This window comes from Dyadobacter sp. HNCC25DJ185, from assembly GCF_056895195.1.
Genome location: NZ_JBXHAR010000005.1, coordinates 362704 through 375073 on the forward strand (window position 1 = coordinate 362704; position 12370 = coordinate 375073).

Below are 12370 nucleotides of genomic sequence, written 5' to 3' on the forward strand. Positions count from 1 at the left end.
CATGTCGTATTGCAATGCAATTGATTTCATGACCGCAGACAGAAAGGCGCTTCACAAAGCCTACCACGATCATTTATATGGGTTTCCGATTCATGATGACGACGAATTGTTCTGTCGGCTCGTATTGGAAATCAATCAGGCCGGGCTGAGCTGGGAAACCATTTTGAAAAAGGAAGAAGGCTTCCGGAAAGCTTACGACAATTTTAATATCAAGATAGTGGCAGCCTACACCGATGAAGACCGTGAGCGCCTGATGTCGGATCCTGCTATTATCCGCAACCGTTTGAAAATCAATGCCGCGATAGAAAATGCGAAGACGATCCTGACCTTACAAAAAGAACATGGCACTTTTGAAAGATGGCTGGAACTGAACCATCCGAGAACAAAAGAAGAGTGGGTGAAGTTGTTCAAAAAAACCTTCCGCTTTACGGGCGGTGAAATCGTGAATGAATTCCTGATGAGTATCGGCTACCTGCCGGGCGCACATTCGGAGGATTGCCGTATATATGAAGAGGTTTTGGCGGCGAAGCCGCTTTGGGCGGCGGGATAGCCAGCGATTTATCAGTTTTTTGTTTTTTTGCACGGATCGTTAATAAGTCAAGCACGTATTGGAATGTGAAGCTGACGATCGAACAAACTGTTATAGAGAAGACGAAGAAGTATGTAAAGGATCAAGAGCGGAGCTTATCTGATTGGATAGAGAATGATTTGAAAATTATTACGAATGACAATCAAGAGGATGATATTGAAATTACACCTCTTGCTGAATCGTTAAGAGGCTCTTTTAAGGCACCCAGAGATTTTGACCACAAGACAGAGAAAAGGACCTTTCACATAAATATCTATAACTGGTGACTGGAATATTGATGATCCCGATGTGATTCTTGATCCAGTTTTTGCCCCATTATTTCCTGAGTCGGGACCCCAAGGCATAAGCCTTGGGGTGATGCAAACTGTATGATCCCATAAAAGTTCGCGGGCGGGCGGCAGACTTTTATGGGATTATTTATAGGACAATAATAGTCCCTATTTTGATTTTTCGAGTAAATAAGGACGACAGGCTGCTTAACAAAGTAAAAATTACTTTCACTTAGCTCAGGCCTGATTCTCAATTAAACCCAAACCGTTCTATGCAAGAAAAGATTACAAATGCTGAGACATCCGCTTCTTCCAGAAGGGACTTCATCAAGGCATCGGCCGCTACGGCAGCAGGATTCATGATCGTTCCCCGCCATGTGCTGGGAGGAAAAGGCTTTTTGGCACCCAGTGACAAGCTTACAGTTGCGGGCGTAGGTGTAGGTGGAAAAGGAACCTCGGATCTTGCCAACTTCTTTAAAAGTGGCAAGGCAGATATTGGTTATTTGTGCGATGTAGACGACAGAAGAGCAGTTACAAGCCGCGAAAGTTTCCCCAAAGCCAAGTACTACAAAGATTGGCGGGAAATGTTTGGGAAGGAATCCAAAAATTTTGATGCGGTGTCGGTTTCAACGCCCGATCATACCCACGCCGTAGTGGCGATGGCCGCAATGCAGCTTGGGAAACACGTTTACGTGCAAAAACCAATGACGCACGATATCTATGAAGCCCGTAAACTCACCGAAGCTGCCGCCAAATATAAGGTAGTGACCCAAATGGGCAACCAGGGGTCATCGGGCGACGGTGTGAGGCAATTGCATGAATGGTACGACGCAGATATCATCGGCGACGTGAACGAAGTATTTATCTGGACCAACAGACCAATCTGGCCACAAGGTATTCCCTGGCCTACAGATAAGCCGGCGGTACCCAAAGAACTGGACTGGGATTTATGGCTAGGAACAGCCCCTAAAAAAGATTACGTAGACAACCTGATCCCCGGAAGCTGGAGAGGCTGGTGGGATTACGGAACAGGTGCTTTGGGTGACCTGGGTTGTCACCTGATGGAGGCACCGTTCCGTGTATTGGGCCTTAAATATGCCATCGACATGCAGGCAAGTGTGGGCAGTGTGTTTACCGCTTTTGGTAAAAGAGGAATTTTCCCCGACAGCTGCCCTCCGTCAAGCCATGCCACCTTGACTTTCCCTAAAACACCCAAAACAAAAGGTCCGGTGATCATGCACTGGATGGATGGCGGTATCAAACCTGAGCGCCCTGAGGAGCTTGGTCCGAACGAATTGTTCGGCGACGGCAACAGCGGCATTTTGTTTGTGGGCTCAAAAGGCAAGATGATGGCCAGCGAATATGCTGCCAATCCCCGTCTGCTGCCGCTTTCGCGTATGCAGGAAGTGAAGGTAAAACAGAAATTTGCCCGCGTACCAGGAAGTGCGGACGGCCACTATGCACAGTGGGTGGAAGGATGTATTGCAGGTTACGGAAAAATGGAATTGAGTTCACCATTTGAACTGGCTGGCCCGCTGACCGAAGCGATCCTGGGCGCTAACCTTGCGATCCGCGGCGCTGACATGCCAAAAGCCAGGGAAGATGGAAAAGGGTTTACCTATCCGGGCAGCAACATGAAAATGCTTTGGGATGCTCAGAATATGAAGGTTACCAATTACGATGAAGTTAACCAATTCGTTCGTCGCAATTACCGCGAGGGATGGAGTCTTGGGGTGTAGCAGTAGCTGGTCCGAACCTCCCGGTTCGAACGGACTATTTGAAGGCCTCCGGCCGACAGGCACAATGCCTATCGGCCGGAGGCCTTTTAGTAATCACGTACTGCATGTCTTGACCGGCCGGAGGCCTGCGAATCAGGTGGCACGAAGGGGACTTTTGCGCCAGCTCGCCTTTGGCTCGCCGGAATTTACACCTATTATTTCGCCAATAGACCGGGGTATAACGTTCCGTCGGCAGTTGGGAAATCGATCTTCAATAATTTTGCGATCAGTGGGGCGATGTCCTGCAAACCCATTTCCGGAATTACCACGCCTTTTTTAATCCCGTTCCCAAAGACAACAAAGCCTGTTTGTATCTCCTTGCTATCAGGAAAAAAACCGTGGGTACCCCCACTTGCCGGGCGGATAAAATCCCCGGTGGCAGCACTGCCGAACGTAAAGCCTTGTTTCGGCGCCAATGCCAATGCAGCGTTTGGATCAGCACCAACGGCGTCCAATGCAGCGCGGTCTTTAACCTCAAACATGCTTTTCTGCGATGCCGGAAGTTTCTCCAGTAACTGTTTTACTTTTTCCAAAGTCTTTCCATCTTTCGGATCTTTCAAATGCAGGAAAGACGACCCGGCGGAAGCATGAAAGTAGGCCTTCCAGTTTTCTTTGTTGTTGGGATCATAAAGCCCCGCCTGTGCCAGCAGAATATTAGGGGCCAGGGATGCATGGATGTTTACAAACCCATGGTCGCCCGTCACAATGAAGGTAGTTTTATCCTTGATACCGGCTTTTTCAACCGCTTCGATAATTGCCTTAATACCCCTGTCGACGCTGGAAAGCGCTGCTCTTACTTTATCACCGTCGCGGCCCTGTTCGTGCTCGAAATGGTCCACAGCCACCAAGTGTACAGCCAGGAAAGAAGGTTTGTATTTGCGGATAATGTATCCGCTGGCCCGGGACAAGTTGTCGTCGATGCCGAGGTAATCGCCGTCAAAATCAATTTCTTCCAGCTTGCCGATTGAGTTTAGCTGAACTTCTTCAAAGAAACCTTTGGGAAAAGAGTTTTCGGTCAATGCATTCAGCATATCCCGTTTACCGCCTTTGGTTTTAGGCAAATACCAGTATTCGGGGATATTGTAATCGGCCGGGCCGCCAAAAGACACCGGCCAGAAGACAGAAGCCGTTTTTAAGCCTTTGTCTTTCGCCGCACTGAAAATGGTCGGCACTTTAATGGTTTTATAGTCCCAGATCCATTTGCCGGTGATTTCTAATGGTTCAGGAGGGGTATTGTAATAAACGCCGTGCTTGATGGGCTTCACACCGGTGATCATGGTGGTATGCGAAGGGTAAGTCACCGTTGGGAATACACCCGTAACGCCATCGGCATAGGAGCCTGTTTCCATGGCCTGCCGGAGGTTTACCATGGGCCAGGTCGGATCTTTATAAAACTCCGGCCGGAGGCCGTCGATGCTGATCAGGATCACATGAGAATCCTGGGCTTGCAAGCGGCTGACGGGCAGCAATGGTAAAAAGGCGAAAAGTGAAACGGTTAATAGTTTTTTCATTTCTAATGATTAAGGTTTTTGCTTGTAGCATTGAGCGGACGGGGCCATCCGGTGGCACAGTCCGCTTAGTGCTGCGATATTTTTGATTGTTATGAATCTGGTAATTCGGTTTTGATCTGAGCCTCAATTAAAACGAATACCGCAATCCTAGCTGGATCTGATAAGGATTGCCGTTCAGCGTTGAGACGCCTGCGCCTTTGTTCACATTGTAAACAAACTGCTCTTTGGCTTTGTCAAAACTTTTGATCGTATAAAGGTTCTGCTTGCCGAGGTTATACCCAACCCCCCAATCTTTATTCAAGAGGTTAGCCAGGTTGAATATGTCAACAGAAGCTTCGATGCCCTGGTTTTTATAGATCTTGAATTTTTTGCCAAGACGCAGATCAAAAACCCCGTAGAAATCATTGATACCACCATTTCGCTCCGCTGTTTTACCGATATTCTCCCGAATGTAGGTCTTGATATGATCCTCGGCCTCGGGGTTATCCAGGATAGCCTGGATGCCGGTACGCAGATACTCGGGAGTTGCAGGGTTGGCAGGATCATACACAAACGGCAGGTCGTTGGAGGACACAAAGTCGCCGTTCATGTTACCGCTCACCGCCAGAGAATAACGCGTTCCGCCGATTCCCGAGTAGCGCAAACCTACCGTAATGCCCCAGAAGCTAGGTGCGGTACCGTAAAGCACGACTTTTTGGCGGAACTGATTATTGGCGTAGCTCATTTTGCTCAGGTCACGCGGATCATCGATGACCATTTGATCCAGCGTCGCCGTGTTGGCCACGTTTCCGTTGTACGAAGTGTTGTCCTTTGCATCGTTCCAGGTATAAGATGCTGTAACCTGCCCGTCCTTGAAATAGCGGTAAGTACCGTCAATGACAAATGAATACTGGTTCTTTTTGCCGTCACTGATCAATTCCAGTACGCGTCCTACCTTATTGGTTTTGCGGCTGTTGAGCCAGTTGGTAGCGCCGTTTGCCGCATTGATCGTTGAGGCGGGTACATACACGCCGCGGTTCGCTTCAGCTGCAATCCTGAAATAAGGATCATCTACCATATTGCGGTCTACATACATATAATTGTTTCTTGCCCAGGAAGCATAGCCGCTGATACCCACACGCAGACGGTCATTGAAGAAGTGGTTGTAAGAGATGTTCGTTTTGTAAACTACCGGTACTTTTGCATCCGGGCTGTTGGTGTTGATGGTGATCAGCCGCTCGATACCGGGTGTGTTGAACAGTTCCGCGCCAGGGGCAGTTGAAGGGTCTTTGCGGTAGCCTATAAAATCGGGCGTGGGTACCAGGTTTCCCTGAATTTCCACAGAAGCAACACGGGTTCCGTCAAATAACATGTTGTTAACCATCGAATAAGGGTTGAGTGCAGAACCAAAAATCCCTGCGCCAAAACGTACTACGTCCTTACCCTGCTCGTTGGCATCCCAGGTGAACTGGACGCGGGGCTGCAATTGGAGCGTGTTAATGCTGTTGTCGGTGCGTATGCCCAGCTCAGTATCGACGATAGGTGTGTAGTTGGCTTTATTGAGATACTTGGTATGGTCCAGGCGAAGGCCAGCCATCATTTCGAGTCTGATGGCCAATTTGGTTTCCATTTGGGCATATAAGCCGGTGCTCAGCGAATTCACGATGGTACTTGGATCATCGCGCAGATTGATTTCCCGGGCATACCGATAGGGTTTTAGGTTGTTGAAATTATCCATGCCGGTGAAATAAAAACGCCCGTTCATTTCACTTCCATAACGCGAATGCATGCGGTTGTACATCAGGTCGACGCCGAAAGTGAAGTTGAATTTTCCGGTATTGTAGTAGAAATTGTCGACCATTTGCAGTACCGTTCCCTTGAACCATTCCGGCGCAAAACGCTGCCCGCCGATTTGGATCGAGTTGAGGTATGTTGCGCTTCCCGACACGGATTCTACGTTTTCAACAATCGCACGGGGAATGCTCGCAGAGGGTAACTCGTCGCTTGGAATTACTGCCACATCCTCATAGAAATGCTGAAATTTCAATTCGTTGGTAATTTTCGGGCTTAAAATCGAACGCAGGGAAGCCATTAAACTATTGTCGAACTTCTTGCGATTGATATAAGATTCGTAAAAATTGATCCCTGAGTTATCGCCTTCTGACAGGCCGTCGTCTTCGATCACCATATTGTTACGAATTGTCAGGAGGTTTTTCGAATTAAGCTGCCAGTCTACACGCGCGAAGATGGCGTCTGTACCTTTTTTCTTGTCAAAAGCACCGTATTGCTGCTTATTGGACATTCCGTATTTCGTTCGCGCGATTTCGGAGAATTTCTCTAGTGTCGCATTGGTAACCCGGTTGGCAGCCTCGTCGGCTGGCGAGAGTATGTTGGCAATGTAAAGCGGGCGGGAATCGGCCTGATGATCCCATGCCACGAAGAAGTGCGCTTTGTCTTTGACGATCGGCCCGCCCAGCGAGAACCCGTATTGATATGTGGAAAACTCTTGCTTTCTTTTGTTTCCTCTCAAATCATAAGGGCTTGAAAGCCAGTTTGTTCTTCCGTAAGTAAATGCGCTTCCTGAAAGCTGGTTAGTCCCGGATTTGGTTACAGTGCTGATAGTTCCCCCGCCTGCGCGGCCATTGGTCACATCGTATTCGTTGGTAACCACTTTAAATTCCCGGATCGCCTCCATAGAAATCGAATAGGCACCAGACGTACCCCCTCCGGCAATGGTGCCCCGGGAGGTCATTCCGTCGATCGTGTAATTGGTCGATGAAGCGAGCTGGCCACCCAGGCTGCTCCCGTTGCTGAGGGGCGAGAGGTCGATCAGCGAGGTAAAGTTACGTCCGTTCACCGGTAGCCGCGCAATATCCCGCGCGGTGACCGGGGTAGACGCGCCAAGCGACACTACCGTGTTTCTGAGCGAGTTGGCTTTAATGTCAACGGCGTTGAGTTCTAGTGAGCTGGTTTCTATTTCAAAGTTCAAACGGAGCTGGTCGCCCTGGTTTAACGAATAACCTGTTTTTTTCTGCTCACCATAACCTACATAGGAAACCGTGATGGAGTAGGGAGACCCTAATGGAAGTTGCTTGATGATATAGTCGCCGTTTGCATCGGTAACCGTCCCTGCCTGAAAGCCGGTTGATTCATTTCTGACAAAAACCGTGGCCCCAATGATCGGGCCGACTTTGGGTTCCGTCACTTTCCCGATGACGGACGCTTCATTCCCCTGCCCGTAAGTAAAGGCAGCAGAGAGCATGAGCATTGTGCAAAGCACAAGGCAGTTCGTAATTGATTTCATCATTTTCTGTTCGTTCGTTTAATGGGTATTCGTGAAATGCGCAGGGCAAATCATGCTTGACGAAGCCGTGGTAGCGATTTCTGTTTGCTATGGAATAATGGATCTTTGATTGGACGTGCCGGATGGATTGAGGCGCCTGTCAATCCCTGACACGAAGAAATGTTACCGCAAAGCGATATACGCAACTGGCCAGTCACGGTTGTACTACCCCGTTTTGTCGGCCACAAATGTAGGTCGGCAATGTGACGGGGCTGTTACGTGAGGGTTAACCTTGGGTTAATTTAATCGGTTTTTAATGGACTAGTCTGCCCGCAATGCCTCAACAGGATTGGTCAGCGCAGCCTTGATGCCCTGTAAACTGATCGTGAAAAGTGCAATGAAAATGGTCAGAATCGCGCCAAATGCGAACACAGGCCAGCCGATTGCGACGCGGTATGGAAAGCTTCCCAGCCATTGATCCATTGCATAATAGGCAAGAGGAAACGCAATCAGGAGCGAAATGGAAACCAGGATGATGAAATCCTTAGATAACATGGAGAAAATATTGAGCACACTGGCACCCATTACTTTGCGGACGCTGATTTCTTTTTTTCGAGTATGGCCCATGAAGGTAACCAGCCCCAGTAATCCCAGGCATGCCAATAGCACTGCAATGCACGTGAAGATCCTGATCAGGCCGGAAATCCTGGTCTGGGATTGGAAGGCTTTCTGAAAACTATCATCTAAAAATGAGTATTGGAACGGCGTATCCTTATCATATTTTCTGTACAGGTCTTCTAATGCGGCAAGCTTGTCCTGAATGTCGTCTTTTGGGTTAAGACGGATTTGCATGAAGAAAAAATTATCGGACGACACTGTTGGTTTCCTGACCATAAAAAGCATCGGCGGCATTTTGTATTGCGGGCCGACCATATCAAAATCCCCGATGATCCCTGCCACAGTTCCGTAAGTGGAACCGTCTTCGGAATAGATAGCTTGCCCGATGATATTGTCATTCGTGTAGCCCATTTCGTTTACGGCTGTTTCATTAACCGTTAAGTAAAATCCCCGATTGTTTGTCAATGCGTTTTCATGGGGTGCTACCTTCCACTTTAACCCCAGGTTTTGTACAAAATGATCATCCGCCTCAAAGTTGGCTACGTCCATTGGTTTTGGGTTGATCTGGCTTTTGAACTTTCGCATGCTATACCCTTCAAAAAAAGCCGTATTGGACAAACTTACATTTTCCATTCCGGCGAGCGCCGCGACGTCCTGTCTGAAGCTCTGGCTTTTTTGTGAAACGGTGCTGCCGAGCCGCAGGTTGAGCACCTGATCCTTGTTAAAACCCAGGTCTTTTTTACTCAGATAGGCAGTTTGTTGCCAGATAACCAGGCTGCATAAGACCAATGTGGCCGAGACCGTGAATTGGAATACCATAAAAGTCCTTCGTAAGGCCGCACCCTGATTTTTGCCTGCATAATTTCCTCTCAATACTTTTACAGGCGAAAAGCGGGATATCACGAGGGCCGGGTAAATGCCCGCCAGAAATGCGGTTGCAGCAAGCAAGCCCAGCATAACCGCAATGAATTCGCTGCTCAGCAGAAAGGAGCCGTCGATTTTTAAATCAAAAAGCAAATTGAATCTTTCCCGGAAAAACAGCACCATAGCCGCGCCAAGCAGGAAAGAAAGAAAAGTAACGAGTACCGATTCTGTAAAAAATTGTTTGATCAGGTTCAAACGGTTAGCGCCCACTGATTTCCTGACACCCACTTCTTTGGCCCGGATCGTTGCCCGCGCGGTCGCCAGATTGATGTAGTTGAACAAAGCCAGCGCAAGTATCAAACCTGCAATACCCGAAAATAGATAGATAACTTTTTTACTGATCTCGTGATTGGAAGTAGCTGTACCATCAAAGCGCAATTCGCTCATCGGCTCCAGCCTGTACCGGTCTGCCTCGTTGTACATAAAGGCATGGATCAGCTTGTTGGCCGGCTTTATATTTTTTTCAATCCTGTTGACAGCCCGGTTGTTACCAAGCAGCAGGTAAGTTTCAAAACTGGGCAGATTTTCGTACCCGAAAGCATTGATTTTCCGATAAGTCTCAACCGGGATCAGAAAGTCGAACGAAATCGTAGAATTGGTGGGAAGTTGGGCCGCGACGCCAGTTACTTCAAACAAATGTTCGGTATTGTAGCTGATCTTTTTACCGATCGGGTTCACATTCCCGAAATATTTCTCAGCCATCTTTTCGGAAATCACCATCGTATAAGGCTGTTCCAGAGCGCTTTCAGCACTCCCGGATTTCAATGGAAAGGAGAAAACCTTTAGGAACGAAGGATCGACGATGAGCCCGCCGCGTTCGATGTTAATAAGGGAAGGCCTGTCAGGATTTTTGATGATCGCCGACCAGTCGCGCTGGATCCGTGTGATATTTGCAATTTCAGGATTTTCCTTCGCCAGCTGTGGCCCGAGTTTCGACGAAAAAATGTGGATGCCATTGCTGCCGTCTTTACCATTAACAGCCAATACCCGGTATATGAGCTTCCCGTTTTGATGAAAAGAATCGTAACTCCATTCGTGCATCACAAACTGTATGATCAGAATTGAAACAGCAACGCCCGCAGCCAGACCAGCTATACTGATTGCAGAAAATGTCTTCTCTTTCCACAAAGAACGGAAAGCGATATGGAGATAGGTCTTAAGCATGGGAGCAGGTCGAGGGTTACAAATAACGAATATAGAAATTTACGCGCTAAATCGTGTTTTCGTTTCAGATCGCAGTTTTTTCGGCCCGTTTTAGGTTGTCCTCGCTCAAATGAGCCGGTCATACGCTTCTTTGCTGGTGGCATAAGTTCCCGTCATAGGAGCAGGGTGTCCGCGAAAATAATCGTCAGAAATGTGGGCAGCGGAAATTTCAGGTCTTTCATAAAGCTAACACGGTGTAAGTTTTCAGACATGCCGTCAAAGACACGCAAAAGCTACCAGTAGCTGGGGGAAAAACGGGAATGCAGCCAATTGACATGATATAGGTTCTCAGTTTTACTTTATATATTTTTGAATATATGATCCAGTCCGCCCCGTTATCAAAATCCGCTGATAAGCTCACCACCCCTCAAAAATGGAAACTTGGCTTTGGGTTTGCGTTGATGTACCTGCCGCTCCGTATATACATGAACGTCCTGACAATCGACGCGTACGAGTTCTTCCATCGCCTGCCGCTTTGGGCGATCGAATTGATCGTGAGTGTGAGCTTGTTTACCCTGTGGATCCATGTCATAGAGCTGCTTCAGCAGTATATCTCCGGGCTGTTGGGAGAAGAGTTTGTCGACGAGTTCAAATTCGTCAACCAGCTCTTCACACTGATTATCGCATTTGGGCTGGCCGTGATGTTCAATGCCAGCTTTCGGATCTTATGGCATTATATGGAGGCGATCTGGGAAAACCAGCCCTTTGAGTGGGCGCCGGTTGTGGTCGACTCCAACAGGCTGCACCGCCGAAGGGCAAATACCGCCATCACCGTGCTTGCATTGATGGGCGCCTATTATCTCGCTTCCAATAAAAGGGCAAACCAAAAGCTTCAACAGGTACATGTCAACGAGGAGCGACTCGAAAAGGAGAATATCAAGGCACATTTCAGCGCTTTAAAAAACCAGGTGAGCCCTCATTTTCTTTTTAATAATTTCAGCGTGCTGTCTACCCTGATCGAAACCAATCAGGAATTGTCTGTTGAGTTTGTGAACCGGCTTTCAAAGGCCTATAGATACATTCTGGAACAATCTGATTTTGAACTCATTAAATTGAGAACGGAAATCGAGTTCCTGGAAACTTATATGTTTTTGTTGAAAACCAGGTTTGAAGACAAGATCCGCCTGGACATTCAGATCTCGAAAAACGAGATAGACCAATACTCGATTGTGCCCTTGTCGCTGCAATTGCTGATAGAAAATGCGGTGAAGCACAATCAAATGTCTTCCAGTAACCCGCTGGTGATCACCATTGTTCGAGATGGGGATTTTCTGGTGGTGAGCAATCCGGTGCGCAGCAGGCAGTTATCGGAGCCTTCTACCCGGTTAGGCCTGCAGAACATCGTGGACCGTTATAAGCTCCTGGTCAACAAACCCGTTTTGATCCTGGCCGAACAAAGCCAGTTTGCCGTAAAAATTCCTCTCCTCCCATGAATGTCTTAATCATAGAAGATGAAGCACTGAGTGCGACCCGGTTGCAGACCCTGCTCAGCCGGTACAATCCGGATATCAGGGTTTTGGCAAAAATCCCCTCAGCCCGAGAGAGCATCCATTGGCTGGAAGACCGGAGCCATGTTATCCCCGACCTGATTTTTTTGGACCTGCACCTGGAAGATGACCTTGGTTTTAAGATTATCGACGATCTGGAACTCACCGTTCCGATCATCTTTACAACCGCTTACAGTGAATATGCGGTCAGGGCTTTCAAGGCAAACGGGGTTGGTTATCTGTTGAAACCGGTTGATCCCGCTGAGCTGGCCACCACGCTGGACAAGTTCAAAAGCCTGCATCACAAGGCCACGCCGGATTTTGGTGCATTGATGGCGATGCTCCGGACTTCCGGCAGCCAGGAGGTATTTAAGGAAAGGTTTCTGGCAACGGCCGGCACCAAAATGTTCAGCATCAAAACGATCGATATTGCCTATTTTATGGTGGAGCAAAAGGCTACTTTTCTCAGGACTTTTGACGGCAAACATCTGGCTTTGGATTACAGCCTGGACAAGCTGTTTCAGTTACTCGATCCTTCCCTGTTTTTCCGGATCAACCGGTCGCTGATCATTTCCATGAACAGCATTCGTTCCATTAACGCGTTGTCGGCGGGTCGCCTTAAGCTGGAATTGTCTCCGCCCCCCCAGCTGGACGTATATGTAAGTACCGACCGCATTTCGGATTTTAAGCAGTGGCTGGGCAAATAATGGCTTTTGAGGACATGCCTGT

General features: G+C 48.2%; 8 protein-coding genes. 5 read left to right on the forward strand and 3 right to left on the reverse strand.

Annotated elements, in window-relative coordinates; translation table 11 throughout:
* Position 1 precedes the first annotated feature (1 nt).
* From AC1XUF_RS16400 to AC1XUF_RS16410, 3 genes are all read left to right on the forward strand, one after another.
* Complete coding sequence (locus tag AC1XUF_RS16400; protein WP_483342902.1) at positions 2-550, forward strand: DNA-3-methyladenine glycosylase I; 549 nt, start codon at positions 2-4, stop codon at positions 548-550.
* Between the two features lie 65 nt (positions 551-615).
* Entirely contained in the window at positions 616-855 is a 240-nt protein-coding gene (locus tag AC1XUF_RS16405) for a DUF6364 family protein (protein WP_483342903.1), read from the forward strand.
* Between the two features lie 275 nt (positions 856-1130).
* Positions 1131-2597 (forward strand): Gfo/Idh/MocA family oxidoreductase, encoded by a 1467-nt coding sequence (locus tag AC1XUF_RS16410; RefSeq protein WP_483342904.1) that lies wholly within the window; start codon positions 1131-1133, stop codon positions 2595-2597.
* 194 nt (positions 2598-2791) lie between these two features.
* Here the strand turns inward: AC1XUF_RS16410 and AC1XUF_RS16415 are convergent, their stop codons facing one another.
* From AC1XUF_RS16415 to AC1XUF_RS16425, 3 genes are all read right to left on the reverse strand, one after another.
* Complete coding sequence (locus AC1XUF_RS16415) at positions 2792-4147, reverse strand: alkaline phosphatase family protein (RefSeq protein ID WP_483342905.1); 1356 nt, start codon at positions 4145-4147, stop codon at positions 2792-2794.
* Positions 4148-4274: 127 nt separating this feature from the next.
* Positions 4275-7433 (reverse strand): TonB-dependent receptor, encoded by a 3159-nt coding sequence (locus AC1XUF_RS16420; protein ID WP_483342906.1) that lies wholly within the window; start codon positions 7431-7433, stop codon positions 4275-4277.
* Between the two features lie 297 nt (positions 7434-7730).
* A complete protein-coding gene (locus tag AC1XUF_RS16425) occupies positions 7731-10115 on the reverse strand; it encodes an ABC transporter permease (RefSeq protein WP_483342907.1) in 2385 nt (794 codons plus the stop codon).
* A 356-nt stretch (positions 10116-10471) separates the two neighbouring features.
* Here AC1XUF_RS16425 and AC1XUF_RS16430 point away from each other — a divergent pair, with 356 nt between their 5' ends.
* Both AC1XUF_RS16430 and AC1XUF_RS16435 read left to right on the forward strand, forming a co-directional pair.
* The gene (locus AC1XUF_RS16430; RefSeq protein WP_483342908.1) at positions 10472-11587 is read left to right on the forward strand and encodes a sensor histidine kinase; all 1116 of its coding nucleotides are present in this window, start codon (positions 10472-10474) and stop codon (positions 11585-11587) included.
* On the forward strand, positions 11584-12348 hold the full coding sequence (locus AC1XUF_RS16435; RefSeq protein WP_483342909.1) for a LytR/AlgR family response regulator transcription factor: 765 nt from the start codon (positions 11584-11586) through the stop codon (positions 12346-12348). Before AC1XUF_RS16430 ends, AC1XUF_RS16435 begins: the two co-directional genes overlap by 4 nt.
* Positions 12349-12370: the final 22 nt, after the last annotated feature.

Coding starts and splice junctions, on each gene's coding strand:
- AC1XUF_RS16400 (WP_483342902.1), top strand. CDS start 2: ATGTCGTATTGCAATGCAATTGATTTCATGACCGCAGACAGAAAGGCG.
- AC1XUF_RS16410 (WP_483342904.1), top strand. CDS start 1,131: ATGCAAGAAAAGATTACAAATGCTGAGACATCCGCTTCTTCCAGAAGG.
- AC1XUF_RS16415 (WP_483342905.1), bottom strand. CDS start 4,147: ATGAAAAAACTATTAACCGTTTCACTTTTCGCCTTTTTACCATTGCTG.
- AC1XUF_RS16420 (WP_483342906.1), bottom strand. CDS start 7,433: ATGATGAAATCAATTACGAACTGCCTTGTGCTTTGCACAATGCTCATG.
- AC1XUF_RS16425 (WP_483342907.1), bottom strand. CDS start 10,115: ATGCTTAAGACCTATCTCCATATCGCTTTCCGTTCTTTGTGGAAAGAG.
- AC1XUF_RS16430 (WP_483342908.1), top strand. CDS start 10,472: ATGATCCAGTCCGCCCCGTTATCAAAATCCGCTGATAAGCTCACCACC.
- AC1XUF_RS16435 (WP_483342909.1), top strand. CDS start 11,584: ATGAATGTCTTAATCATAGAAGATGAAGCACTGAGTGCGACCCGGTTG.